The 25,573-nt window shown below is 70.5% G+C and carries 22 protein-coding genes and 2 pseudogenes; 10 read left to right on the top strand and 14 right to left on the bottom strand.

Annotated elements, in window-relative coordinates; genetic code table 11:
• Positions 1 to 67 precede the first annotated feature (67 nt).
• The 4 genes from E4U91_RS37425 to E4U91_RS37410 all read left to right on the top strand — a co-directional run bounded on the left by E4U91_RS37425 (position 68) and on the right by E4U91_RS37410 (position 3,080).
• On the top strand, positions 68 to 937 hold the full coding sequence (locus tag E4U91_RS37425) for an IS5 family transposase (RefSeq protein ID WP_137304608.1): 870 nt from the start codon (positions 68 to 70) through the stop codon (positions 935 to 937).
• A gap of 228 nt (positions 938 to 1,165) precedes the next feature.
• Positions 1,166 to 1,786: a hypothetical protein gene (locus E4U91_RS37420; protein ID WP_137311449.1), complete on the top strand. Its 621-nt coding sequence runs from the start codon at positions 1,166 to 1,168 to the stop codon at positions 1,784 to 1,786.
• 55 nt (positions 1,787 to 1,841) lie between these two features.
• Complete coding sequence (locus E4U91_RS37415; RefSeq protein WP_137311448.1) at positions 1,842 to 2,261, top strand: helix-turn-helix domain-containing protein; 420 nt, start codon at positions 1,842 to 1,844, stop codon at positions 2,259 to 2,261.
• 339 nt (positions 2,262 to 2,600) lie between these two features.
• Positions 2,601 to 3,080 carry a hypothetical protein gene (locus E4U91_RS37410; protein WP_241678978.1) on the top strand — a complete coding sequence of 160 codons (480 nt, stop codon included), beginning with the start codon at positions 2,601 to 2,603 and terminating at the stop codon, positions 3,078 to 3,080.
• 67 nt (positions 3,081 to 3,147) lie between these two features.
• Here the strand turns inward: E4U91_RS37410 and E4U91_RS37405 are convergent, their stop codons facing one another.
• From E4U91_RS37405 to E4U91_RS37395, 3 genes are all read right to left on the bottom strand, one after another.
• Complete coding sequence (locus tag E4U91_RS37405) at positions 3,148 to 3,414, bottom strand: hypothetical protein (protein ID WP_137311447.1); 267 nt, start codon at positions 3,412 to 3,414, stop codon at positions 3,148 to 3,150.
• Positions 3,411 to 3,707 (bottom strand): DUF6247 family protein, encoded by a 297-nt coding sequence (locus E4U91_RS37400; RefSeq protein WP_137311446.1) that lies wholly within the window; start codon positions 3,705 to 3,707, stop codon positions 3,411 to 3,413. Before E4U91_RS37400 ends, E4U91_RS37405 begins: the two co-directional genes overlap by 4 nt.
• 172 nt (positions 3,708 to 3,879) lie before the next feature.
• Entirely contained in the window at positions 3,880 to 5,928 is a 2,049-nt protein-coding gene (locus E4U91_RS37395; protein ID WP_137311445.1) for a pentapeptide repeat-containing protein, read from the bottom strand.
• Positions 5,929 to 6,138: 210 nt separating this feature from the next.
• Between E4U91_RS37395 and E4U91_RS37390 the strand changes: the two genes are divergently transcribed.
• Both E4U91_RS37390 and E4U91_RS37385 read left to right on the top strand, forming a co-directional pair.
• Positions 6,139 to 6,726, top strand: coding sequence for an SMI1/KNR4 family protein (locus tag E4U91_RS37390; protein ID WP_137311444.1), 588 nt, complete (start codon positions 6,139 to 6,141; stop codon positions 6,724 to 6,726).
• A gap of 738 nt (positions 6,727 to 7,464) precedes the next feature.
• Entirely contained in the window at positions 7,465 to 7,884 is a 420-nt protein-coding gene (locus E4U91_RS37385; protein ID WP_206666947.1) for a hypothetical protein, read from the top strand.
• A gap of 461 nt (positions 7,885 to 8,345) precedes the next feature.
• On the opposite strand, the gene E4U91_RS37380 is transcribed toward E4U91_RS37385, so the two are convergent.
• From E4U91_RS37380 to E4U91_RS37370, 3 genes are all read right to left on the bottom strand, one after another.
• Entirely contained in the window at positions 8,346 to 9,674 is a 1,329-nt protein-coding gene (locus tag E4U91_RS37380) for a hypothetical protein (protein ID WP_137311443.1), read from the bottom strand.
• A gap of 233 nt (positions 9,675 to 9,907) precedes the next feature.
• Entirely contained in the window at positions 9,908 to 10,096 is a 189-nt protein-coding gene (locus E4U91_RS37375) for a hypothetical protein (RefSeq protein ID WP_137311442.1), read from the bottom strand.
• A 57-nt stretch (positions 10,097 to 10,153) separates the two neighbouring features.
• Positions 10,154 to 13,966, bottom strand: a complete 3,813-nt coding sequence (locus tag E4U91_RS37370; RefSeq protein ID WP_137311441.1) for a tetratricopeptide repeat protein — start codon at positions 13,964 to 13,966, stop codon at positions 10,154 to 10,156.
• A 185-nt stretch (positions 13,967 to 14,151) separates the two neighbouring features.
• On the opposite strand from E4U91_RS37370, the gene E4U91_RS39725 reads away from it, so the two are divergent.
• Both E4U91_RS39725 and E4U91_RS37360 read left to right on the top strand, forming a co-directional pair.
• Positions 14,152 to 14,280 carry a hypothetical protein gene (locus tag E4U91_RS39725; RefSeq protein WP_277755382.1) on the top strand — a complete coding sequence of 43 codons (129 nt, stop codon included), beginning with the start codon at positions 14,152 to 14,154 and terminating at the stop codon, positions 14,278 to 14,280.
• 376 nt (positions 14,281 to 14,656) lie between these two features.
• Complete coding sequence (locus E4U91_RS37360; RefSeq protein WP_137311439.1) at positions 14,657 to 14,869, top strand: hypothetical protein; 213 nt, start codon at positions 14,657 to 14,659, stop codon at positions 14,867 to 14,869.
• Positions 14,870 to 15,319: 450 nt separating this feature from the next.
• Here E4U91_RS37360 and E4U91_RS37355 read toward each other — a convergent pair whose 3' ends face one another.
• The 5 genes from E4U91_RS37355 to tap all read right to left on the bottom strand — a co-directional run bounded on the left by E4U91_RS37355 (position 15,320) and on the right by tap (position 18,806).
• Positions 15,320 to 15,601, bottom strand: coding sequence for a hypothetical protein (locus E4U91_RS37355; RefSeq protein WP_137311438.1), 282 nt, complete (start codon positions 15,599 to 15,601; stop codon positions 15,320 to 15,322).
• Positions 15,602 to 15,668: 67 nt separating this feature from the next.
• Positions 15,669 to 15,812, bottom strand: coding sequence for a hypothetical protein (locus tag E4U91_RS38370; protein ID WP_168218322.1), 144 nt, complete (start codon positions 15,810 to 15,812; stop codon positions 15,669 to 15,671).
• A gap of 14 nt (positions 15,813 to 15,826) precedes the next feature.
• Positions 15,827 to 16,387 (bottom strand): telomere-protecting terminal protein Tpg, encoded by a 561-nt coding sequence (tpg, locus tag E4U91_RS37350; protein WP_137303045.1) that lies wholly within the window; start codon positions 16,385 to 16,387, stop codon positions 15,827 to 15,829.
• A gap of 5 nt (positions 16,388 to 16,392) precedes the next feature.
• Positions 16,393 to 16,515 (bottom strand): hypothetical protein, encoded by a 123-nt coding sequence (locus E4U91_RS39720; protein WP_277755381.1) that lies wholly within the window; start codon positions 16,513 to 16,515, stop codon positions 16,393 to 16,395.
• Between the two features lie 137 nt (positions 16,516 to 16,652).
• Positions 16,653 to 18,806 (bottom strand): telomere-associated protein Tap, encoded by a 2,154-nt coding sequence (gene tap, locus E4U91_RS37345; protein ID WP_137311437.1) that lies wholly within the window; start codon positions 18,804 to 18,806, stop codon positions 16,653 to 16,655.
• A 146-nt stretch (positions 18,807 to 18,952) separates the two neighbouring features.
• Between tap and E4U91_RS37340 the strand changes: the two genes are divergently transcribed.
• A complete protein-coding gene (locus E4U91_RS37340; protein ID WP_241678977.1) occupies positions 18,953 to 21,349 on the top strand; it encodes a DEAD/DEAH box helicase in 2,397 nt (798 codons plus the stop codon).
• Between the two features lie 82 nt (positions 21,350 to 21,431).
• Here E4U91_RS37340 and E4U91_RS37335 read toward each other — a convergent pair.
• Positions 21,432 to 21,571: pseudogene (locus E4U91_RS37335) on the bottom strand (GntT/GntP/DsdX family permease); the annotation flags it as partial.
• Positions 21,572 to 21,970: 399 nt separating this feature from the next.
• Between E4U91_RS37335 and E4U91_RS37330 the strand changes: the two are divergent.
• Positions 21,971 to 22,183, top strand: coding sequence for a cold-shock protein (locus E4U91_RS37330; RefSeq protein ID WP_137311435.1), 213 nt, complete (start codon positions 21,971 to 21,973; stop codon positions 22,181 to 22,183).
• Between the two features lie 375 nt (positions 22,184 to 22,558).
• Here the strand turns inward: E4U91_RS37330 and E4U91_RS37325 are convergent, their stop codons facing one another.
• Both E4U91_RS37325 and E4U91_RS39715 read right to left on the bottom strand, forming a co-directional pair.
• Entirely contained in the window at positions 22,559 to 23,077 is a 519-nt protein-coding gene (locus tag E4U91_RS37325) for a gluconokinase (protein ID WP_137311546.1), read from the bottom strand.
• Positions 23,078 to 24,028: 951 nt separating this feature from the next.
• Positions 24,029 to 25,543, bottom strand: a pseudogene (locus E4U91_RS39715) (SAV_2336 N-terminal domain-related protein); the annotation flags it as partial.
• Positions 25,544 to 25,573: the final 30 nt, after the last annotated feature.

Genomic DNA, 25,573 nt, shown 5'->3' with positions numbered 1-25,573 from the left:
CGTGTGTGCTTCGACTGTCGCCGCTATGCGCCTGGGCGCACTCCGCCTGGAGCGGTACGTCGGAGGCATGGCGAAGCGACGTCCGTATCCGAGTGATCTGTCCGATGCGCGCTGGGAGTTGATCGAGCCGGTCCTTGCGGCCTGGCGTTTCGAGCGCCGCGGCCGAGCCCTGGACTTCGGCCGGCCGCCCGAACACGACCTGCGCGACATCATGGACGCGATCTTGTACGTGGATCGCACCGGGGTGCAGTGGCGCTACCTGCCGCATGATTTCCCGCACTGGAACACCGTCTACGGCTACTTCGCCAAGTGGGCGGACGAGGGTGTGTTCGCCCAGCTCAATGGCCTGCTCCGGCAGCTGCTGCGAGAGAAGGAAGGGCGGGCGGGCGAGCCTTCAGCGTGCGTGATCGACGCCCAGAGCGTGAAGACCTCGACCAGCGTGCCGGCCTCCGGTCAGGGCATCGACGCGGGCAAGAAGATCGTTGGCAGGAAGCGGAACATCGTCACCGACACGCTCGGCCTTCTCCTCGCCGTGCTGGTCACCGCGGCGAGCGTGCAGGACTCCATCGCCGGCGCCCGGCTCCTGGACCAGGTCGCCGCCGACCACCCCGGGATCCGCAAGGTCTGGGTCGACGGCGGCTACCGTCAGCACCTCGTCGAGCACGCAGCCACCCTCGGCATCGACATGGAAATCACCGCCCGCAAGCCTGGGACCAGGGGTTTCACCCCGATCCGGAAACGGTGGGCGGTCGAGCGGACCTACGGCTGGCTCATGCTCCACCGCCGCCTCGCGCGCGACTACGAAACCCTTCCCAGCCGATCCGAAGCCGTGATCCATATCGCGATGACAGACCTCATGGCCCGCCGCTTCACCGGCGAGAACACGATCTCCTGGCGCGATCCGAGGAAGGACGCGAAACAACCGATTACGGGATGAAACAACGGGAGAAAACGACCTCTGACCTGTGGTGGTGTGAAGCCGTTTGTTCTGGATCTCCAGAACAAACGCGTCCCGGGTGTTCTGGGCATCCAGAACAAACAGCCCCCGGAGCTGGCGCACCGTCAGGTGATTGTGAAGCACTGCTTGTTCTGCCCCTCCAGAACAAAGCGGTTTACCTAGTGCTACCGTGCTGCCCGCCCGTTGATCTTCGCTGGAGGACTGCTGATGGAACAGCTGCCGATCGTCCGCCCCGGCGAGCGCGTCGTCGCGCGGTCGGACGGCAAGGGCGGCCTGATCCTGGGCGTGGAGAAGATCAAGGGCCGGGAGTTCGCGGCGAGCGCGCAGTGCAGCGGCTACGTGCTGGACGCCCGGCTGCTGATGGACGTGCTCGGCAGCCTGAAGATGCCCGGGAGCTGGTTCCAGGTCTGGTGCAAGCTCGTGGCGCTGCAGAACGCCAACCGCGCCGACGACACCACCCGGGCCGCCGCCCGCGGCTTCGTCCGGGCGACCCAGCGCGACCTGCAGGCTAGGTGTAACCTGTCGGCCGCCTCGGTGAACGAGGCGGCGCAGTTCTTCGCGCACATCGGCTGGATGCGCACCGCCAAGCGCGGCATCCTCCAGCTGAACCCGTGGCTGACGGTGGCCGGCACCTCCGGCGAGCAGGAGAAGTGGCAGGCGCTGTGGAACAGCGCCGGGGCCCCGGCGTGCATCATCCCGCACCCCGACTACCCCACCGAGTGGCGCCAGGCCCGCGAGGCGGAGAAGAAGGCCGCCGAGGCCGCCCGCCGCAAGGAGAAGGTCGTCACGCTCCGCCAGCGGCGGCCCGTACGCAGGGCGAGCGCATGACCGCGCGCGGCATATCCTCGATACACGCCAACCTGAACGGAAGCGGTGAGGCTCCGTGAGCAGCTCCTACGTCCCCGGCCCTCCCACCGAGGCACCCGTCACGATCGCCCGTGACGCCTTCCGCCTCCTGGCCCTGGTCGACGTCTCCACCGCCGCCCGCCGCGTCCTCGACGAACTGCTCTACCTCAGCGACCCCGAGACCGGCACCGCCGAGATCAGCCAGAACGAGATGTGCGCCGAGCTCGGCGCGAGCAAGCCCACCGTCAACCGCGGCTTCAAGGAACTGCGCGAGTGCGGACTCGCCTGGCGCCTCGGCGACGGCCGCTACCAGCTCCACCCCCTGCTGACCGGCGGCGCCATCTCCTCCCCCGTCACGGCCGTACCCGAGATCAAGGCTGTCGACCCCGAAAGCTTCACCGAGCAGCGACGAGCCCGCTACGCCGCCCAGACGGCCAACCTCGACGCCACCGGCTGAGGAACCCGCCGAGGACCCTGAACGCCCTCCAGCGGGCTCCTGGCCCCGCGAAGGCACAGAAGCGCCGCACCCTCCCGGGGCGCGGCGCCTTCTTCATGCCCGCCCACGCGATGCCGGTAGCACCAGGTAAACCGGATTGTTCTGCAGGAGCAGAACGACAGCCCACTGGCCGCACCGTCCTCGTCCCTTCGACCTGCCAGCGGCGGTAGCGGTAGCACCACGTGAACCGGATCGATCTGACCCAGCAGAACGTCCCTCAGCTTGCCGAAGCAGCGCAAGTTCAGTTCGCGGCACCGCCGCCGCGTGCCCTCTCGGCTCGAGCAGGTCGAAAATGCCGCCATGACCGACGAAGAGCACACCAAGCCCGCCGCGCGCTCCTTCCTGTCATGTGCCACCGAGGTGGCACGGCTGATGGAGCTCGGCGATGCGGCCGATGTGCCGGAAGCCCGCCGCGCCCGGCACCTGGCCCATGCGGTGCGCAAGCCCCTGCTCGAACGCGCTCACCTGCCCGAGGAGTTCTTCGCCCCGCTGCTGGCGGCAGCCGTCTACGACCCGGACCCCAGCTTCTGCCGCTGGTTCGTCGAACCCGCGGTCTACGCCTTCGGGCGCCGCCGAGTCCTGACCGCCCTGCTCGCGTATCTGCGGACCGGTACGGACGCGGAGCAGGCAGGCGCCAAGCGGGCCTGGTACTGCGCCCACGTGCCGCTCCGCGCTGACCGGTCCCCTGCCTACGCACCCAGCGGAAGCCGCGATCCCGCCCTCGACGAGTCCCGCGATGTGATGGACGAGTGGCAAGAAGCCCAGGGACCAGCCATGTGAAATGGCGCCATCGCCTGGGGTTGTTGCTCGCCCTGCCCACGAACGGGACAGCGCTCAAGCGAAGACCTCAGCCGAGCCAGACGATGTCCACGACGTACAGGCGTCCGGCCGGGCGGTTGATCCAGTAGACGGCGGTGAGCTGTCCGACCGAAGCGGATCGGACGTCCTCGCCTTCGGGATCGCGGGGGTTGAAGGGCGGGAACGACCACGGATCGCGGCCGGCGATGTCCAGGACGTCCCTCAGCATCTCGCGTGCGTGGTCGGGCAACTCCTTGACGGTGCCGGCTGCTTGGGGCGACAGGCGGGCGGGCCAGGGCGGTTGTGCGTCGCTCACGTCCGGGCTCCGAGGACCTGGTCCAGGTCGATGCCGTCGGAGTCGTCGCACCCGCCCTCGAGGAAGGCGTCGACAGCCGGAGCCGAGGCGAGGCGGGCCCGCCAGGTGCGGACGACCAGGTGGACAAGAGTGAGGCTGAAAGAGTGCCGGGCGTCGTCCAGCGCACGTGCCCAGTCCTGTTCGAACGCGGGCACCCACGAGTCGGCACGCCGGTCGGCGCGCAGCTCAGCGAGTAACTGGGCGGCGGCCGCGGGGGCCGGCGGGGCGGGAGCTTCCTCGGGCTGCGCGCTCATCGGTTCCTCCTGACGGGGCGTATCGCCACCGTACGCGCGGTGCGCGGTGGCGGGGACGGACATGCAGTGATCCCTCCCCGTGCCGGGAGCTGTCAGTCGATGACGTCGCCGTCGGTGGAGTCGTCGAGGATCTCGCCGACGACATCCGGCGCGGCGGGTCAGGGCAGGGCTGTCAGCGTTTGACGCGGTTGCGGACGGCGAGTACGGCCAGGCCCAGGAGGATGGGTTCGCTCAGGCGGGAGGTCATCTCGATGTAGGTGCCGACGGTGGTCAGGTCCTGGCCGGAGGCGCGGAACACCACCGAGTTGAGGGTGACGTTCAAGGCCTTCTCGAAGCGCTTACCGGTGAACCGGTCGCCGGTCGGGTTCTGGGGATCGTCCTTGTCGATCTCGAAGGTGACCTTGCCGCCGCCGGCCGGGACGGTGCCGGTTGCGGTCTGCTTCGGGGTGTCCTGTGCGAGGCCGAAAGCCATCAACAGGACGATGGTGACGAACATGGCCGCCCCGAGCCAGGCCAAAGCCCGGGAGGCGCGCAGGCCGTAACCGGACAACGCCCAATACGCCGTCAGCAGCCCGCGTTCGCTGCGAGGGACGTCATCGGCATGGCGGCGCATCTCCATCTCCCCGTAGTAGAAGTCCGCCGCCCCCGGCTCGTGCTTACCGTCCTCGAAGGCCTTGCGCAGCGCCCGGTACACCGGAGCCAGCTGCAGCGGCCCCGCCCGCCCGGCGCCGTGGACCCAGCCCGGCACTGCCCCCGGCTGGCTCGCACGCCAGTGGTGTTCCTCGGCCAAGACGCGGCGCTCGGTGAACCGCACGGGCCGCCAGCGCCGCCAGTGCACCGCCGGCGGAGCGGTATCGAAAGCGCAGGCCCCCTCCAGGCGGAGCTGGTCTAGGTGGACCGTGCCTGTGAACAGACATTCCGACAGGTCCAGGTCGGCGAGCACCAGATGGGCCGCGTCCACCCCGCGTAACGACGCCACCCGCACCCCGGGGTCGTACGCGCTCGGGAAGAGATCTTCGGCAAGCAGGCTGCCGTCGGTGAGCACGAACGGGTCCGGCTCGGCGGCGATCGTGAGGGGGTACTCGAACACGGCATGAGCGAAGTCCACCGTGGCATAGCGCAGGCGAATCTCCGCTGTCGACGACCAGCGAGTGCGACGGCACTCCAGACGACGCGCAGCAAACGAGAGCGTCACTGGGCCACCGAACGCCGCGCCCGACAGCACAACCCGCCCAGCACACACCAAAGGTCCGAACTGGTCAGTATTCACAAAGGTCGCCGCCACGAACATGGAGTCACCCTCGAACCTCGCCGATTCGAACCAGGCGGTGCCCTCGAACCTCGACGACATAAACCAGGCGGTGCCCTCGAACCTCGCCAACTCGAAACCGGCAATGCGTTTGAAGGTCGCCGACTCGAACCTGGCGGTGCCCTTGAAGGCTGCCGATTCGAACCCAGCGTCGCCCTCGAAGCTCGCCGATTCAAACCTGGCGTCGCCCTCGAAGCTCGCTGATATGAACCAGGCGGTGTCCTTGCAGGTCGCCGAATCGAACGTGGCGTCGCGCTCGAAGGTCGCCGATTCGAACCAGGCGGTGCCCTCGAACCTCGACGACATGAACCAGGCGGTGCCCGCGAACCTGGCCGAGTCGAACAGGGTATAGCTCTTGAAGGTCGCGGACCTGAATTCGGCGTCTCGCTCGAACGTTGCCGACACGAACCCGGCATATCTTTCGAACGTCGCCGCCATGAACCAGGCGTCTCCCTCGAACGTCGCTGACTCGAACCCCGCGACGCCCTCGAACCTCGCCAACCTGAATTCGGCGTCTCCCTCGAACGTTGCCGACTCGAACCCGGCATATCTTTCGAACGTCGCCGACCTGAACCCGGCGTCTCCCGCGAACCTCGCTGAATCGAACCCGGCATCTCCCTCGAACGTCGCCGACCCGAACTTGGCGTTACCTAATCGTGGGTTTCCGGTCGCGGGATCGCGGAGGGCGTGGAGTAAGGCGTCGAGGAGAAGGGCGGTGAAGGTGGTGCCCCGGTGGTCGATGCTGGCGCCGGGGGTCAGGCTGCCCAGGTAGGCGTCGCGGGCGGCGTCGGCCAGGTGGGCGAGGCAGGCGGTGTGGCCGGGGACGTGGATGCCGCGGCAGCCGACGGGGTCGACGGCAGGATGGGCACCGTGTCCGCAGTGCGGCCAGGTCGGCGGTTCGGGTGTGCTCATGGTGCGGCAGCTCCACGGTGTCGTGGTGTCACGGTGCACGTAGGGACGCCCCGCGGGCCGGGACCGGTTCAGGCTCGGCGAGGGTCAGCGTCGGGCGATCGGCTCCCTCGCTGCGAAGGTGCCGGTGATCGTCGTCCTGCAGCCCATGCTCTCCCGTGGCTGGCTGACCACAGGCACCCGTAGGGTGTCGGGGACGAGAGAAGATGCACCATGGATCCCCGCATACCCCGCCTGCGTCGCAAGCTGGCCGCGATCCCGTTCCAACCCCTGCGCAGCCACTCTTTCGGAGAAGAGCAACACAAGTTCCGCCTCGGTCCGAAGCTCGCAGAAGCATGCGTCGCTGCATTCGAGGCCGAACACGACATCGCCCTTCCCAACGCCTACCGGCAGTTCCTCACGCACATCGGCGGCTCAGGCGCGGCGCCGTTTTACGGCCTCATGCCGCTGGAGCGATGTTCCCTGCTGGTCATGAACCCGCGCGAGGAACCGGGGGCACCCCGCGGCTTCGACAACCCTGAACCCAGGAGTCACGGACGTGACCTTTTCCTCCACGTAATCGAGATGGGCTGCACCGATGTATGCGTCATCGCGGTGACCGGTCCCCTCACCGGCCGCGTCCTCATAGGCAACAGCGATGGATTCTGGGGCCCCAACGTCTCCTCCGCCACCGACTTCCTCGACTGGTACGAACGCTGGCTCGACCACATGGGCTCCGGACGGGACAGCAGGGCCCTGGAACTCACCTCACCCCAGCTTCGTGCTCATCCCCACAAGCACCGCATGACACCGAAGATCTGACGTAGACCGCGCTCCCGCACCGGCCCGGCGGGCAGGGAACTGGCCGGGAGGGCCGCGGGCGTAGACGACGGACAGCTGCCCGACGGACACGGCGCGGACATCCTCGCCTTCCGGGTCGTCGGGGCACCGTACTGCCGCTGAGGAGACGTTCGACCCGCTCGACTTCCCGCAGCGTCTGCGGGACGCGCAGCGCCCAGCGGCCGAGCTGCACGCCTGTCTCGTAAGCCTCACGAGGGGCGGTGGGCGGTGGAGGAGCGAGGCGGCCGCGGAGCCGTCGCCCGGCTGGGCCCCCGGCCGCCCCCGCGGCGTACGACAGGCTGTGGGTGGAGCTGCGCAAGACGACCGCCGACAGCTCGGTGGGCGGACGTCCCCGGCCTCGCGGCCGGGGACAGGGGGCCGGGGCGGGCGGCAGCGGGATCGGCTGGATGGCAGCGGGGCGGAGGCCCGACCGGGCCGGCGCGGCCGCCACGGCGTGTGACGGGCGGCCGAGCGCGGCTTGGCGGGACGGGCGGCACGGGGAGCAGGAACGCGCAGCCGGGACGAGGTGCAAGACCTGCCGTCGGCCGCGGACTTAGGGGCGACCCGGCCTCCTGGCTCGCAACTCGGCATCGACCGCCAGGGTCTTATCGTCGACTGCTTCGTGGGACAGGGGAGGCGTCTGGCCGCCACGCGGGGTGCGTCGGCGCTCGGTTCGTGCGGTCACCGCGTTGGCCAGAACGCGCTGCTATCGTGCGCCGCGTGACGAGCGACGACGACATCCTGGACTCGATCAGACGGGACCCTGAGCTCGCTGAGCTGCTGTGGAACGTGTGTGAATTCGATCTGTCGCGCGCAGAGCACGGCGAGCCTGTCCGGCTGTCGTCCGGGCTTGCCCTGGAGAGCGTGGCCGGCGACTTCACGGGCGGGACCTTCTTCCTCTGCGGTGACGGCCGCAGGCGGCCCGCGCTGTACGCCGACTCCGAGGGACAGGCCGGTCTGATCGGCGAGAACCTCAGCGAAGCACTGGAGATCATGGTCGGGCTGCCGTCTTGGCGAGACTGCCTGAAGTTCTCCGGCGCCGGCGACCTGGCGGTCATGCGGACGGCTGCCGATCGTCTCGAACGCGACGAGCACCGGGATGAACCGGGTTGCTGCCGTGCGAAGTCGCCTTGCCACTGAGCTGGATCTGGACCTCGCACCCGCCTCCGTTCTGCTCGCACGGCTGCATACTGCGGTTTCCGCCACCGTGCCTGACTTCGTGCTCATCGACGAGACAAGCGAGGAGTACGAGACCCTCTTCGGGGCCTGGCTGCCGAGCCGCAATCCGGCCTGGCGCTGAGGGCCGTCACAGGATCACCGGCGGTCAGCGGCGGCAGGGTCCGGGACTGCAGGCGTCGAGCGGCCGCCGGCACAAGGGTGCGCGGTGGCCGCGGGCGCGACCCTGGGGCCGGCGGCACACAAGGGAGGCCGGGATGCCGGCGCACCTCCAATCGCTCGTGGTCGGTGCTGTCGGTTGCGGGATCGCCCCGAGAGCTCAGGGCCTGGGGCTGCCTTCGCGCGCGTTGGGGCTGCCTTTGACAGATGATCTTGATCATCGCGGCCAGCGGCCAGCGGCCGGCGTGCGGTGAGGGCCGGTGGGATCAGCGGTTGTGGGATACGCCCCAGGGGTCGAGGAGGGGGGCGTCGGGGTCCTCACCCTCGGTGGGCAAGCCGACGTAGACGCGCAGGGCGGCGCGGGTGCTGGGCAAGCCGTACCAGGTGAGCCGCTCGTGGAGACTGGAGCCGAACGGCACGGACTGGAAGTCATCGGCAATCAGCAGGTCGGCCAGGACCCGCAGCAACTCCCGGCGCCCCGGGGAGAGCTCGGCGAACGTCGGCGCGGTGGCCGCGGGCTCGAACACGGCGTCCAGCAGGTTCCAGGTGAGGCCCGCCAGCGGGCGGGGCACGACTGCGGTCCCCTCAATGCGAGGCAAGACGCCGACGATCTGCAGCAGGATCCTGTCCGGGTTTTCGGCGGTGGGCATCAGGTGCAGCAGGCTGCGAACGGTGTAGCTGCGCAGGTCACCATCGTTGTGGGCGGTGGCCGTCTCGTGGGCCGGCCGGGCGCCGAAGGCCGCCAGCTCGGCGGCAATGCGCTCGACCGGCGGCAGGCCGGGCGCGGCGGCCGGGTGGGCGGCCAGCACGCGGGTCAGGGCGGTGGCGGCGGCCCAGCGCGGCAAGGGGTGCTCGTGGTCGAGGTGGTGGCGGAGCCGGCCGTCCGGGTCGTGGTCGGCGAGCAGCCCGACCGCGATCAGGACCGTGGCTGTGCAGGCTGGGTCCCGCTCGGCCTCGAGGCGGGCCAGCAACGCCGGCAGGAGGGTGGCGGCCTCCTCGGGGAACCAGCCGAAGAGGTAGGCGGTCCTGGTGCGGATCTCCGGGTCCTGGTCGCCGAGCAGTTCGAGCAGGACGGGAAACTGGGCGCGGACCGCGTCGTAGGAGCGCAGGGCGCCCTCGCGGGCGTCGATGGGGTGCCCCGCGGCGCAGTACGCCCGTGCCTCGCGCAGGTTCTTCAGCCGCTCCTCGTCGGTCTCGACGGCGATCGCCTCGTCGTACTCGCGCAGGCACTCTTCAGGGCTGACAGCCGCGGCGCGCCAGGTGGCGGTGTTGATGCCGAGCGGGAGGTCGTACTCGTCGTGCCAGTCAACGGCCAGACGAGTCAGCAGCATCAGCGCGTCGGCCCGGGCGCCGGCCGGGCCCGCGACAGCGATCCGAGCGAGGAACGGCACGGCGTACGGGGAAGCCGAGAACCGGGAGCCCTGGTGGAAGATGGTGTTGAACAGATCGCCGAACGCGCTGTCCCGGGCCTCCTCGTCCGGCCCGCACACCGCCCGCAGCTGCCCGGGCACGTCCTCGGCGCTGCCGTAGGCGTGCCCCAAGGTCGCCCAGTCGATGTCGTCCAACCCCGCCAGGAGATCATCAGATCGATTCATGGCCCGCATGCTCGCAGGGACCGCTGACACCGCTCCCCCGATCGCCCGCCGAGCTGCAGGACTCGGGCAGCGCGCAGCAGCTGGCCGTGCTCCGCCGGCCGGGGTCGTGGTCACGGGCCGCGGGCTGCGTGCCGGGCCGGACGGCGGCCACGTACAGGGCGCGGCGGCAGGCGGGCGGGTAACGGCCGGGCGGCCGCGGGCCGCGTGTCGCTCGGCGGCTGGTATTCGCCTTGCTACAAGTCGCCCTCGGAGGAGAGAACGGCGCGCAGCTGGTCCCGCCACTGCAGTGCCTCGTTCAGCGGGGCGCGAAGTGCCGGGTTCCGGTCGACGAGGGCGCCGTAGACCTCAGCGGCCTCCTCCGCAGCGGCGAGCGCGTTCCGCAGGCCGTGCCGCCGGCTGATTCGCGCTCGTACCGTGACCATCAGCAGGTTCGCGAGGTCGGCCCGGTGGGCGGCCGGGTCCTCCCGGGCGAGCCGCCGCTACAGGTCGACGGCCTCCTGCAAGGGGCCCTCGGCGAGCTGCCACTGGTCCAACCGCGCCAGCGGGAGTCCAAGGCCCTGGACCAGTCCCATGACGAGCGTCCGCCGGTGGGCGGCCGGGTCCTCCTGGGCGAGCCGCCGCAGGAGGGCGACCGCCTCCTCTCCCCTGGCAAGGATGTCCTCGTGCCGTTTCAGCTCACTCAGTGGCATCGTGAGGTTGATGAGGGAGAGGGCCAGTAGCTGATCGGCTTGAGGGTGGCTGAGGCGCCGCCAGAGCGCGACAGCCTCTTCGTAGGTGCGGACGGCGTCTTCGTACTGGCAGGTCACCATCTGGAGCCTGCCGAGCATTTCCAGGGCCATGACCAGAGTCAGCTCGTATTCCTCGTCGGCTTGCGCCAGGCGCCGCCAGGCGTCGACCTCCTGCTCACCGGCTTCCACGGCCCGGTCTAGACGATTCAGTGCCACCAGGGGCCGCCCGAGGCTCTTAAGTGAGAGCGCCAGGTGGCGCCGGTGAGCCGCCGGGGCGGCCCGGGAGAGCCGCTGGAGGATGGCGACGGCCTGTGTTCCCTGTGTGATCGCTTCTTTGTGGTGCCCCGCTGCGCTCAGCGAGTCGCAGAGGATCACCAGTGCCGCCGCCAGGTTCGGTTCGTGCACGGCCGGATCGGTCCCTGCCAGGGACTGCCGGATGGCTACGGCCTCCCGCGCCGCGGAGAGGGCCGGTGCCCGCAGGCCCGCCTTGCCGAATTCGCGTGCCAGGTTGGTGAGGGCGTCGGCCAGGATCGGCAGGCCTGCGATGCGGTCGTCCTTGGCAACCTCGCGGGCCAGATCGGCCGCCTCATTCAGGCACTCCGCGGATGCGGCCGGATCGTCCCGCTGAGCATGGCTGTTTCCCAGGTTCATTAATGCCTTGGCGAGGTTGCGGCGGTGCACCGCGGTACTGGCGGGGCCCGGTCGGCGGTACAGCTCGACGGCTTCCCGGGCGGCGGCCACGCGTTCCTCGCTGCGATTCGTTGCCGACAGGGTGAGGCTGAGGTTCAGCAACGCGTCCGCGAGATCCGGCAGGTGGTTGTCGAAGCCGCGCTCGATCAGCTCCCGGAACAGCTCGACGGCCTCCTCGGAGTGGGGGACGGCCTCGCGGGAGAGTCCCGACCTGCCGAGCCAAATCCCCAGATTCATTACTGAACGGGCGAGCAACGGCAGATGGGTGGCCCTTCGTGTGGCCGTGAGGTCTCGGGACATGTCGACGGACGCGCCGCAGTACCGTACGGCTTCTTGCAGATGACCCGACTCGCCGAAACCGACACCGAGGTTCAGCAAGGCGTTCGCCAACGGAGGGCCCCAAGCTCCCGGGTTGGTCTCGGCACCGGCACGCAGAAAGGCGACGGCCTTCTCACCTGCCTCCAGAGCCTCCTGGTGACGGCCCTCGCCGCGCAGGGCGGTCGCCAGGCCGTCGAGTGCGTTCGCCAGGTCTTGCAGGTGCGCCTCCGGCGCCTGCTCCACCAACTTCTCCCAGAGGGACACCGCCTCGGACTCCGCGGCTACGGCTTCCCGGTACCGGTGGACCCTGGACAGCTGGCTCCCCAGATTGTGCAGCATTCCGGCCAGATCGGGGCGGAAGTCCGCAGGACTCAGCTCGGCCGTGTACCGGGTGATGCGCACCGCTCTCTGCAGCAGTTCCAGACCCTCGGCGGTGCGGCCCTGCTGGTTGAGGCACAGGGACAGGGTGGTGAAGGCGACGGCGAGATTGGCGATCTTCTCGGGATGGCCCTGGGTGACGATGCCGGTGAAGAGCGCCACGGCCTCCTCTGCCGATTCCAGCGCGGCCGGATGGCGTCCGGTGAGGTGCAGCTCGTTGCTCAGGCCGTTCAGCGCCCAGGCGAGATCGGCCACCGCTTCCACGTCGCCGCTGCCTGCCAGGCGGCGGTGGAGCCGCACCGCCTCCTCGGTCGCCTTCAGGGCCTCCTCGTGCCGGCCAGAGTGGGACAGCCGCCCGGCTTTCTTCGCATACAGGGCGGCCTCGACGGCAGGATCGGAGGCGGATTTGATCCGCTCGGTGCATAAACGCTCGGCGATGTCGGCGATCCCCACGTCGAGGTCGGGATCCCGCCAGGGGGCAGCTTCCTCGATGGCCTCCAGCGCGGCGAGGGGAAGCTCCTTGATACGGGCCAGGGTGGCCAGGGCCGCGTTGCCCGCGCGGAGCACGAGGCCGGGGTGTTCGGTGGCCAGGGGAGCCAGTTCGCCGGCAACGAGATGGGGCCAGCGGGCGGCAGCGTTGATCAGCTGGGTGAGGACGTGCCGGCTCCACTCCGGGGCCGGGGAGCCGGCAGGAGCGTGCGCGGCGACGCCGAGGAGACGGGCCGCCGCCTGCTCGGCCCAGGGGGTCGCTAAGTGGCTGGCGAGGGGCCCGGGCGTGCTGAGAGCGACGAAGTCCTCACCGAGGCGGTCGGGGCAGAGCGGTTCCAGGTACGTCCTCGGATCGTCAGCCGGGTAGCAGGCGGCGTGTTCCCGCAGCACCTGCGGATGGGACGCGGCATTCTCCACCTCGGCGGACTTCAGGGCGGTGATCGCCGTTCGGTGGTCCCTGGGTCCGGTGAGGGTCGCGGTGTACACGGCCTGGGCCATGACCTCCGCCGGTACGGCGCTGACAGACTTGCGCTGCTCCAGCTTCGACCAGTGGCCGCGCTCACGCTCCAGCAGGTAGGTCGACAGCGCGCCCGGGTCCCGCGGCGGTTCGTCGCCGCGGATACGGGCGTCCACCGCCACCAGCGCGGCCATGTGGACGGTGAGCGTCAGCCCGTAAGCCTCTTGGGACAGATCCCCGGGTACCGCGAGGGACTCGGCGTCCTGCGCGGGCAGCCCGAGAGCGTCGGCGAAGCGTTCGCGGGCTGCCGTGAAGGTCCGGAGCCGGGCGTCGATGTCTCCCTCGGGAAGCGGCCGCAACGGGTACTCGGTGTGCGCAAAGCCCCACTTCCGCAGGTCGTCTAGGAGATAGGACCACCAGCTCGTTGATCGGGCGATGAGGAGCACCCGGAGCGTTTCCCCGCGCTGGTCGGCCAGTCTTTCCAACAGCAGTTCCAGCTCACGGGCGGGCCAGCGCTCGGCGTAGTCGACCACCACCAGCGCTCGGCGCGCCAGCGTCGTCCGCCTGCCACGGTCGGCGTCGCCTGCGGCCCGGTCCGTCCGGACGGCCTGCCACACCTTCCAACCCAGCTCGGCGGATCGGCGGGCCAGTTCGGTGGCCAGCCGGGTCTTGCCCTGTCCGCCGAAGCCATGCAGCAACGCGACCGAGGCGCCGATCGGCCGGCCGTCCTGCGCGGTGCCGTCCCGCCAGTCGGTCAGCGCGGCCAGGTCGTCCGCCCGGCCGGTGAACGGCACCACTTCATGGCGGGCCAGCAGCAGCTGACTCGGCTGTTCGCGCAGATCCGCCGCCGGCGGGGCGTCCTTCGGCGGGAAAGGCCGTAGACCCGCGGGGTCTTCGGCCTCCACTTCCCGTACCTGCTGCCACAGCTCTTCGAGAGCAGCGTGTCGCCACTTCCACACCTCTTCCTTGAACAGCTCAGGGATCTTCGGGCCCGGCTGGGTATCGGCGATCACCTTGCATGTCATGACGAAGAGATGGACCACTTCCCAGTCCGGCGGTTCCACGAACTCGGCTTTGAGGAGGCGGCTCACCGTGGAGCCGTGCAGTTTCTTGGTGCTCTTCTGCTTAGCACCCTGCTTCGCCAGCTCCTTCAACGAAGGCGTGTTCGCCGCGCGGTGCACTTCCGCGAGGCAGTGCGCGAAGTGCTTGCGGGCTTTGTCCCATATCTCCATGCCGGCCGCCCCCACTGAGAGCCGTTCAGAATCATCCCGAGCGACGCGCGGCCGCCTTCATGTGACCAGGGTGGATCGCTCGTGTTGTACCAGATCGTTCCGCGAAGCCCACTGCGGGCGCCGTCTCCCGGATCGTCTTCTTGTCGGCCGACACCACCCGTCCGTGTCCAGCCGGAAGGAGAACGATGAGCAGGCCCCGTACCCGCCGGCCCCGCCGAGGACAGACGCCCTGGGCGAAGACCGTGCTCGGCGCCGCTGTCAGTGGCACCGTCCGTGCCGTAGTCGCCTGGCTGCTCGACCACTTCGCACGCTGAGGCAGCCACCGAGTGCGCCGACGCTCCGCTCGTGACGGGGCGTCGGCGGCTCCCCACCGACCGCCGAGCCTGCTTAGCCCGGAAGCCACGAGGGCGCCCGCCCCTCCATGACAGCACAGCGGCAACCGGCGCAGGGGCAGAACGGCACAGCCAGGGTGCGATCACGCTCGCGGCCTCCCGCTGGCTCACGAGCCAGCCACCGTCGGCAGCCCGTCGAGTGATCGCGTACTCGATGCGCAGCGGTTCGAACACGGTTCTGGAGGTCGCGAATCTGGATCCCCACCACACCCAGGAGGCAACGGTCTACACCCGTAAGGCAACGGTCTCGTAGGACAAGGCAGGAGACATGCCCGAAACAGCACTGGAAGGACAGAGCATGACAGGACGTCAGCAGTCGATAGCGGGCTCGCAGGAGCGGCGGGCCTGGGCCCTTATCGAGCGGCCCTCGCCCGCGGCCACCGGTCTGCTCAGTCTGGCTCTCACACAGGCCGGGGACCTGGTCTATGAGGGCAAGTCGCTCATCGGCGCTTCCGTCGCAGCAGTGGCGATCGGAGCGTTTATGAAGTCGATCTTCAAGCGCAGTCACTGACTGCGCGGGTGGGCGCCGACCGCCCGCAGGGGAGCGATGCCTCGTCCGTCCGGGCACGTGCCCGGACGGACGACGGCCTCCCTCTCACACCCCGTCCGGGATATCCGTGCCCCTCGTCCCGCGCGGCCGCACTCGACCGCGGGCGCGGGCGGCTACGGTCAACAGGGCAGGCCACTGGCGACAGCGTTGCAGGGTCAGGCAATCGGAACCCCGCTGCGCCCCGTCAGCGCCACACGCGGAGTCGGCGCAGCCATCGCACCGGCTCACGCAGGTTCTTCTGCTCGGCGCCCCACGCCTCCCAGTCCGCCGCAGCCGCAGGTCACAGACGACAGCGGTAGGGCGGTCGGGCACAAAGCAAGAGGGAGGGCAGCGCCAGGACAGGACGGCGGCCCGGACCGGCGTACGGCAGGCGGTCCGGGCCGCCGCGGGGCGCAGAGACCTCGGTCTGCGTCAGACCTGGTGGTCCAGGAGTTCCGTGCACGTGCCCCGGCAGTGTTCACAGGTGCCGAGGGCGCTGTGCTGACCGGGGTTGCATGCGGTCCCGCAGGGGTTGCCGTCAGCTCGTTCGGCGGCGAGTTGGACCTGCCCGGGGGAATACAGGCCCTTGCCGCCTCGCAGGTAGTAGCCGGGGTCGGCAGCGAACATCCGGACGGACGCGACGACCAAGGTCTGCCCCCTGTCCGGGCCCGTCAGGACCAGGACGGAGTCCCCGGCCTTGTGATACTGCCGCATGAGCGCTGTCCTCACTTCTCGCGGAAACCGGGATCGTCACCGGCCGGGGCTTCGTCGACGGGGTCCGTCAGCGCCACCCCAGCTCCCTCTCCCAGTCGAGGAAGTCGGCGCCTTCCTCTTCCTGGCGCTGGTAGTCGTCGGCGGCCTGCCGGTTCGCTGCCCGTTCGGCGTCGTTCTTCGGGTCCGGGAACGGGTAATTGATGCTCGCCATTGAAGGCTCTGGAATCAGTAGTCGAGATCGAGGTAGTCGATGTCGTTGATTGCCACGTCCGACAGTCCCATGGCGCGTCCTCCGCCGTCCTGGAAATAGATTTCCTTGAATCCGTCGGCGATGATCTGGCGCATCTGCTGGTCGCTTGCGCCTGCGTCGCGGGCGTCGAAGAGACGCTGCGCGTACTCGGGGGGGAGGTGCACGGTGAGGCGGCGGAACCGGCCGTCGTCGGTCGTACCGACGGGGGCGGTGTAGCCGAAGCGGGCCCGGGTCTCGACGGTGATGCCGGTGCTGGAGGCGGCCTGGCGCTGGCGGCGCTTGCGCACCAGCGGCTGCCAGCGGGCCCGCACTGCGGTCTCGATTTTCGCGGCGACGTCGGGGCGGGCGTGCTTGCGGGCGCCGCGCCGGTAGCGGTTCACGCTGTCGGCGGTGACGCCGATCTCCTGTGCTACGGCCTTCGCGCTGCCGAACTGCCGGATCAGGAACCCGATCTGGCCCTTCAGCGTCTTGGGCGGTTCCTTAGTGAACGACTCCTGGTCGGCGCGCTCGATGGCGTCCTCGATCTCTCCGGCCACGGCTGTCAGTTCCCTTCGCAGGTGGGGTCCTGGCCGTCGGGGTCGGCCAGCCGGATCCAGGTCTCACGCATCTCGCGCAGGTCATGCCGCCGCAGCTCGAAGTGCGGCGAGGGCCTGCGGGTGCGCATCGAGAACTGCAGGCCTCCATGCGCGCTTCAAGGCGGTCCAGCGTCCGCTCCCGCTCGGCGCCGGCCTCGAGCGGCGGCGCGGAGCTTGGGGCGGATCCGCCCCAAGCAGCCGGGCGGGTGGTGTCGGTGGTCACGGCCTACTCGCCTTCGTCCAGGATGGCGTCGCCGCCCTTGATGTGGCGGGCCGGGTTGAGGCCCTGTTCCATCAGCTCCACCGCCCACAGCATCGGCTGGACGCCCTCCAGTTTCGCCAGGCCCGGCGTCGGCCCGAGGCGGAAGCCTCCCGGCTGGGGCTTGCCGGAGGCCGCGTAGGGCAGGAAGTCCAGCGGGCTCGCGCCCGGCGAGGGGTAGACGACGCAGTCGGAGAGCACGGCGAGCGGGTACAGTCCGGTCATCTTCGCCATGTTGCTGAGCTTGCGGTGCATGTTGACGCGGGCCTTGCTGATGACGGCGGCCCTGATGTCGGGGCGCCAGGTCGGCCGCTGGAGGGCCGGCCAGCGTTCGCCCTCCTTGTACTTTCTGCCCTGCGGGCGCTCGCGGAGCTTGCCGATGCCGCCCTTGACGGTGGCCTTGATGGCCGCGAGGACGGCGGCCAGGGCCGGGTCGGCCTGCTTGTGCTGCTCCATCGCCGCGAGGAACTCCGCGTCGGTGAGGTCCTTGGTGACGCCGAGGTCGGCGAGGGTGTCGACGTAGGCGGTCTTGAGGCGGTCGTGCCACGGGTCCAGGTAGGCGCCGGTCTCGCGGCGCAGGTATGCCTCGATCGGGTGGACGTCGTAGCCGAGCTCCTGGGCGTAGGCGACGGTGTGTGTCTGGTACCAGGCCGGCCCGGTCGGACGCTCGCCGGTCGGCGTGAACGGCGAGGGCAGGCGCGGGTCGATCTCGATGTGGGAGAGGTCGACGAGCCAGCTTCCGGGGATCTTCGGGTTGAACTTCGGGGCGTGGAAGTGGTCTGGGGCGGACAGGCCGACGACCAGGCGGGCCGCGGCGGCGAGGAAAGCTGTGTTCAAGTCGAGGCCGACCGCGAAGGGCAGCGCGCACTCCGCGCCGGTGAGGGAGTCCACCGACCGCACCCACTGGTAGGCCTCCTCGTTGAGGAACCCGCCCGTCCAGCCGGACTCCACGACGACCGGGTGCTCCGCGGTGGCCTCGGGCGGTGCGGGGTCCATGGGCTCGGTGCCCAGGCTGCCGGGGTTGTGGCCGGAGATCCAGTTGCCGGTCTGCGGGTCGCGTTCCGGCTTCGTGGGCGGGCGCAGCGCCGTCATCAGTTCCAGCCCGGAGACGGCTGTGGAGCCGCGCGGGGTGATGACCCGTTGCGCGTACACGCCGAGGACGCGGGCGACGTCGGCCGGCTCCATCTCGGCGACGCCGGGCCAGGAGCGCTCATCGAGGGCGTCCCACGACAGGATCGCCAGCTGCACGCACTGCCGCTCGCGGCCCTGCGCCTTGCGGTAGATGCGTGCCCAGGGGCCGAAGCCGCGCTGCGTGAGGTGCCACTTGGCCTTCGCCACCTGCTTGACGACCGGGTGGTCCTCCGGCAGGCGCAGGGAGCGGCGCTGCTCGTGGCCTTCCAGGCGCTCGGGCAGTCCGAGCTTCACGGCGGCGGCCGCCGTGAGGACGATCAGCGGGTCGGAGTCCTTGCCGAAGCGGTTGAGCTTGGGCGCGCCGAGGCCGGACTCGCGCAGGGTCCACTCCACGAGCTCCACCACGGTGGTGGCCGGGCAGTCGAGCACCAGGCCGTCGACGCCGTACGCGGAGCCGTCGCCGTCCAGCACGGCGAGCGGGCCGTGAGGGAAGCGCGGGTCGACGGCCGGCGCGGCCGCCTTCGGCTTCGCCGGGCGCCGGGACGTCGGGCGGACCGCCGCTGCCGGACCCGTCGAAGCCGGGGCGGGGCGCGGCGGGCGCGCGCCGGTCCCGGGGAGCGCCGCGGTCGCCGCGGCGCCAGCGGGGCCGGCCTGCTTTGCGGGCGCGTGCGGTGCGGGGGGTGCGGCCGGTGCGGGCGCAGGCCTGGTGAAGGTCTCGGGGACCGGTGCGGGTTCGGCCGGGTGCTGGGCTGCCCAGCCCTCCAGGAGCCGCAGGTACGCCTGGCGGCGCGGTGCGCGAGGTTCGGACCGGCCGGACTCCCAGTTCTTCACCGTCTGCGTCGTCGTCTTCAATGCTTCGGCCAGGCGGGACTGGCTGACTCCGGCCGCGTCGCGAAGCCGGGCCCGCTCGGCCGGCGGCGGCAGATCCGGTTCACCTGCGAGCAGCTGGTCCACCGCTGCGAACAGCTCTTCCTCAGTCGGCTTCGGCATACCACTCACCCTACGAGCTTAACTCTGAATATGTCTAGTTCTTTAGCCTTGGATTTGCGATGGGTGCTAGGGTGAGGCCGGGCCGGTTCAGGCTGTATGCGCGCCGCCTGCCCGGGCCGCACAGGATGCGAGGAAGGGGACAGCTTGTGACGGGGATCAAGCTGCGCGACCACCAGGTCGAGGCCGTCGCCGCGATCGTGCGGGGCCTGGACATCCCGCCGGGTGGTTTCCCCGCGAACGGGCTGCGCGGGCAGGTGCACGCCGCGTGCGGGACGGGCAAGACCATCATGGCCGCGGCGGCCGCGAAGCGGATCGCGCCCAAGGGGCGGATTCTCGTCCTGGTGCCGACTCTGGACCTGCTGACCCAGACCGTCCAGGCGTGGCGCGCGGCCGGCCACACCGGCCCAGCGGTGGCGGTGTGCTCGCTCAACGACGACCCGGAGCTGTGGACCCTGAAGGTCCGGTCCACCACCAACCCCATCCAGCTGGCGCTGTGGCACGGGCAGGGGCCGGTGACCGTCTTCGCGACGTACGCCTCGCTGGGCGTCCTGGCGGAGGCCTTCGAGGGCGCCTACGGCCAGCAGCTGGCCCCGATGGACCTGACCGTGGTCGACGAGGCGCACCGCACGTCGGGCTCGATGGGCAAGGCGTGGGCCGACGTCCACAACCAGGGCGTCATCCCCTCGCACCGCCGGTTGTACCTGACGGCCACGCCGCGGATCTGGGAGGCGCGCCTCGACCGCGAGGTCGCCGAAGGAGTGCGCGACCCGCTGCCGCGCGAGGTGGCGGCCTCCATGGACGACGAGAACGTCTTCGGGCCCGTCCTGTACAAGCTCAGCCTGGCCTCGGCCGTCTCGCGCGGGCTGCTGGCGCGGTACCAGATCATCGTCCTGGAGCTGAAGGACCCGGTCGTCACCCCGGAACGCCTGATGGGCGAGGACCGGCACACCGAGGAAGTCCGCGGACAGCGCCTCGGGGCGCTGCAGGCCGCGCTGCTGCACACCATGGCGCAGCACAACCTGCAGACCTGCATCACCTTCCACCACCGCACGATCGAGGCCCAGGCCTACGCGGAAGGCCTCGAGCGGGTCGCGGCGAAGCTCCACGCCAACGAGCCGGAGACCTACCCCGCTCGGATCTGGGCGGACTGGCTGTGCGGGGAGCACGTACCCGAGCACCGGCGCGAAGTCCTGAGCAGCTTCGCCACCACCGCGCGGCGGGCCGTGCTCTCCAACTGCCGCGTCCTGGGCGAAGGCGTCGACATCCGCGCCGTGGACAGCGTGGCCCTGCTGGACCCCAAGGGCGCACCGCACGACATCGTCCAGGCCATCGGCCGCGCGCTCCGCCAGAAGCCCGGACAGGGCAAGCTCGCGTCGTTGATCGTGCCGGTGTTCCTCCAGCCCGGGGAGAGGCCGGAGGACATGTTCACCTCGGGGTCGTACCGCCCCTTGGTGAAGGTACTGGCCGGTCTGCGCGCGCACGACGAAGAGGCCATCGAATTGCTCGCGATCCCTCAGGAGCCCCAGAAGGACGTCGCCCAGCCGTCCGTCAGCATCGGACCAGAGCCCGAGGAAGGCGAGGAAGAATCCCGTCTCCTGCTGCGCTTCGCGGCTCCGCGTGACCCGGCGATGGTCGCGGACTGGGTGTCCTTCAACGTCATCGACACCGAGAAGCAGGACTGGGCCCGCGGCTGGGCAGCACTCAAGCGGTTCGTCGAACGCGAGGGTCACGCCCGTGTCCCGTACGGGCGCAAGGAAGGCGCTTATCCCCTGGGACAGTGGATCGCCGAGCAGCGACGCGCCTACGGGGCGGGGCAGATGAGCGGCCTGCGCGCGGCGCGGCTGGAGAAGCTCGGCATGGTCTGGTCGCTGGCGGATGAGCGGTTCCAGGAGAACCTCGAGGCCGCCAAGGCGTGCTACGAGCAACACTGGACGCTGTGCGCACCCCGCTCCGCCACCGCGCTGGACAGGCCGGTGGGGCAGTGGCTGTCCAACCTCCGCCGCCCCGGCGCCCTCGACGGGCACCCAGAGTGGAAGGCCGCGCTGGACGCCGTGGACGCGGACTGGAACCCGGCATGGCCGGCCGACTGGCAGCGTCACTACGCCGCACTGCGCGAACTCGTGGCCGATGAAGAGGGCAAGGCAGAGGTCCTGCCCGGCTTCACGGTCCACGGCATGGACATCGGCAAGTGGCTGGCCCGCCAGCGCACGTACGAGGTCTGGGAGGCCCTGACAGACGGGCAGCGCGAGCGCCTGGAGCAGCTCGGCATCACGCCGCTCGCTCCGGAACCGCAGGGGCCCGCGAAGCCGTCGACAGCGCCCTCGGGTGCCTTTGAGCGGGGCGTCGTGGCCCTGGCGCAGTACAAGGCGCGCACCGGCTCGGTGAAGGTTCCAAGGGCTCACGTAGAGCGGCTGGAGGACGGCACCGAGGTCAAGCTCGGCGTGTTCCTGTCCAACACCAAGACCAGGCGCGCCAAGCTGAGCCCCGACAACCTCCAAGCGCTGGCCGCCCTCGGACTGGAGTGGGCTGCGCAGCCTGGCTGATCTGCAGGGCCTGGAGTTGCGAGGCAGAACACGGTGCCGCTTCCGGCATCGTCCGCGCCTCATCGCCCTGGATCATCGAGGGTGACGGCCGGGCCAGCGTGAAGATGCCGACGAGCACGGCGACGAGCAGGGCGATCAGCGGTGAGCCGATCGGAAGACGCGCTGCACGGTGTGCTCGGGGTCGTCCACCACGATGTCGACCAGGGCCTTGGCCAGCATCAGCGCCCTTTATCTAGGGGGTGAGGCGTTTTCGCCCAGGTCAGATCGCTGATCGGCAGTGCAGGCATGTAAGGCAAGTAGGACTTGGCATGTCCTCGGGAAGCGTTTCGATCGAAACACTTCCTGCACTCACGTTCGGAGCAGGTCCTCTACCAGTGAGTACACCGCCAGGCGTTGCGCCGTGTCGGGCGTGATGTACCCCAACTCCATGAACTCGCGCTGCTCTACGCCGGGTGTGAGTAGTTGCGGTACAGAAAGTGCCGTTGAGATTGATCATGCTCCGGCTGGCGTTGGGGTGAGCTGTTCGTCCGGCCGGCGGATGGCAACTGCGTTTGCGCTCCACGCTTGCGTGCCAAGATCAATCCGACGGCACGAGGCCGTCAGGACTCCCCTGGAGTGAACATGAACGAGCGGCAGACCGGAACCGTGAAGTGGTTCAACGACGAGAAGGGTTTCGGCTTCATCACACCGGACAGCGGTGGCGATGACCTGTTCGTGCACTTCAGGTCCATCGAGTCGGACGGATTCAAGTCCCTGAAGGAGGGCCAGCAGGTCTCGTTCGTTGCTAACCGCGGGCAGAAGGGCATGCAGGCGGAGGAGGTGTACGTCCTCTAGGGACTCCACCTGAACTGCGTCCTGTGACTGGTGACCTCGCCTGCGGTGCCCCTTGTGGAACCCGACCGACGGGGCGGGCGCGTGGGGGAACGTCCCGTACGCCTCGGCCTGCTCATCAGTCAGCCAAGATCAGTCTCAACGGCACTTTCTGTACCGCAACTACTCACACCCGGTGTACGTCACGAACACACCGACATGCCTGACAACCCCCGGATAGCTGTGAGGAACGTTCCTGAACAGGTGCTTGCCTCACATGCCTGACGCTCGTTTCTCACCCGAGATAACACGACCGGCAGCAGGATCGTAGCCAGCGTCGCCAGCGAGGGGAGCCGACGGGGGAGTACGGCGGAGAGAGGAGGTGTGGTGCCGCCGGTCCTACGGGGCCGGGTCGGGGAGCCGGTCCAGCGCGGCGACGGCGCGCTCGGCGATGTCCTCGGGGCCGCCGGCCACGTCGACGCCGACGCCCGCCTCGTCCGCCCCGAGCGGCTGGAGCGTGGCGAACTGCGAGTCGAGCAGCGCGGTCGGCATGAAGTGGCCCTGCCGGTGGGACATCCGGTCCTCGATCAGCGCCCGGTCACCGGTGAGGTGGACGAACACCACGCCGGGAGCGGCGGCCCTGAGCCGGTCGCGGTACGACCGCTTCAGCGCCGAGCAGCTGACCACCCCGCCCAGTCCGGCCCGCTCGTGGGCCCAGGCGCCGATGGCGTCCAGCCACGGCCACCGGTCCTCGTCGTCGAGCGGCACCCCGGCCGTCATCTTGGCGATGTTGGCCCGCGGGTGGAAGTCGTCGCCCTCGGCGTAGGGAACGCCCAGCCGGGCGGCGAGCAGGGGACCGATGGTGGTCTTGCCCGTGCCGGCGACGCCCATCACCACGACGACGTGGGGGGTACGCATCACTGCCTCGCTGTCCTCTTCGACATCCGACACCGACATCCGGCGTCCGCCACGATGAAAGCCACGTGCTGCGTGGCCGGAGTCACGGGCCAGCAGGACACTGGCCTGCTGGTTCGCCCCGGCCCCCCGCAGCGCCTCCAGCAGCCTGGCGACGGCGGACGGGTCATCGAGGGCGGCGTGCGCGGCCGGGTCACGCTCCAGCAACACGGTCAGCTGCTCGCTCGCCCCGGCCTCCCGCAGCGCCTCCAGCAGCCTGGCGACGGCGGACGGGTCATCGACCGCGGCGTGCGCGGCCGGGTCACGCTCCAGCAACACGGTCAGCTGCTCGCTCGCCCCGGCCTCCCGCAGCTCCTCCAGCAGCCTGAACACGCCGAACGGGTCATCGACGGCGACGTGCGCGGCGGCCCGCCCGGCCAACACGGTCAGCTGCTCATTCGCTCCGGCCTCCCGCAGCGCCTGTAGCAGCACGGCGACGTCGTACGGGTGGTCGAGGTCGGCGTTGGCGATGGCCCGCTCGGCCAACGCCGAGGCCTGCCCACCCTTTCCGACCCTCAGCAGCTCTCGCAGCAGTTCGGCGACGACGTCCTCTGGCGGTGCGGCCGAGGGCCGCGTGGCGGCCGGGTCGGCAGGGGCGGTGGCGCGGTCCGCAAGGTCGTCTGCGGGAGTGGTGGGTGTGGCGGAGATGGGGGCGGCGTCCCGTGAGCCCGTGGCCGGGGCGGTCGTTGCGTGCAGGGGCTCCCCTTTCGGAGCGGACACGGTGCCCGCGGGCTCCGCGTTCGGGACTGCGGCGCGCGGCAGGCGGGCCGCCAATACGGCGTACTGCCCGCCGAGCTGGGCTAGTACCGAGGCCGCGACGTAGGCGAGCGGGGGGCCGCCGCCGGTGCGTACTGGAAGTTCGGCCGATGCGGGGTCGGCGAGCAGCGCGGGGAAGTCCAGCGGCTGCCCGAATCGTTCGGCGACGAACGCGCTGGTGCGTTCCAGGATGTCCACCATGTCGTGGCGCGTGAGGTACTGGTTCAACTCGGCCCGAACGCCCGGCAGGAAGTCGTACGCCACCTGCTCGGGATCGGCTCCGGCCGAGTCCACCGAGGCAGTGAGCAGGCCGCCGAGATACACCTCGGCGAGGTGGCTGGTGTCCGAGTCAGGTAGAGCCACACGCTGCACCAGCCGCATCACCGGAAGATTCAGCCACGCAGCCGACAGGCAGCAGGCGAGCCGGAACGCCGTCGGCGACGCGGCCGCGCGGAACCTGCGCACGACGGCTGCGGGGTCGGCGGCGAGATGCGCGCCAGGAGAGCTGCCGCTCGGCGCGTCGCCGGTCCCCGTCGGCGAAGGCGTCCCGGCTGCCCGCACCGTCTCAGCCGCGGCCTGCGCCGCGCCAGGCGCGGGCCGGGCGCCGACCTTCATGGTCTGTGGCCCTAGGAGCGCGGCGTTGCGCCAGCTGGGCGCGCCCGCGATGAGGTCCGCCCACTGGGCCAGCCACCGTTCGGACAGTTCGAGCACGGGAACCGGGACATCCGGGGCCGGCATGCGGATGCCGGCGTCTGGACGGCCGCGGACCCGGGCGTCGAAGGACGCGTTTGCCGCGCCGGGGAAGGGCGCGCGCAAGGCGGCTGGCACCGCCTTCAGCCCCGCCCCGGACCACATGCGCTGCGGTAGCAGCGTGACCACGGCCAGCGGTGCGCCTGCGGCCCAGCCGCGCAGCACCGGATCCAAGCGGCCGTCTTGCCAGGCCGGACCGACCGTGTCGGAGACCACCAGGACCGCCTGCCCACCCGCGGTCGTATCGAGCGACGCGGTCGAGCGCCTGCCCTCAATGTCAGGGCCCTGCGACGGGAGCTCCACGCCGCCGCGGCCCTCGGGGAGCAGCAGCACCGCCGCGGCCGGGTCAGGCGGCGCATACAGGCGGAGCACCCGCACGGTGCGGAACGCGCCCATCTGCTCCATCAGCGCCCGCAGTTCTTCCACCGTGCGGCGCCAGACCACCATCGTCGGCGCGGCATCGACCACCAGCGTCAGGTCCAGCCAGCGGCGCGGTGCGGGGCGCAGCACGGGTGACCACAGGCCCTCCTCGGCGATCCGGGCGGCCGTCGCCTGCTCGTCGACGACGAAGGTACCGGGGTCTGGGACCCGGCGCTTGAACGGCCGCAGCGCGCGGGCCAACCGGAGTTGGTGGCGCAGTGCGGGGACCGCCGGTCCACGGGCCTGCATCGCCGCGGCGCCGGCCGCGCCGCCCTCCTCCCCGCGGGTGTGCAGAGTCGTCCCGGCGGTGCCGCCGCCGGCGGCATGGCCGGGTGTGTCGACGGGCGCCACGTCGGACGCCGCGGTGGCTGGCTTCGCGGACGCTGGGCCGGCGCCGGCGCCGGTGTCGTCGGAGACGGCTGGGGCGGCGCGCACATGCTGGGCGAGCCACAGAGCGTCGCACAGCTCGCGGGCGTCCGGCTGCAGCCCCGCCGCGCCGAGCACCGGCAGCAGGTCCTCGATCACTGCCGCGCC

The sequence above is a fragment of the Streptomyces lasalocidi genome, assembly GCF_005280215.1.
In the GTDB taxonomy this organism is placed as follows: domain Bacteria; phylum Actinomycetota; class Actinomycetes; order Streptomycetales; family Streptomycetaceae; genus Streptomyces; species Streptomyces longwoodensis.
The sequence above is the reverse complement of the archived record's forward strand: the minus strand, read 5'-3'. Positions and strand labels throughout refer to the sequence as shown.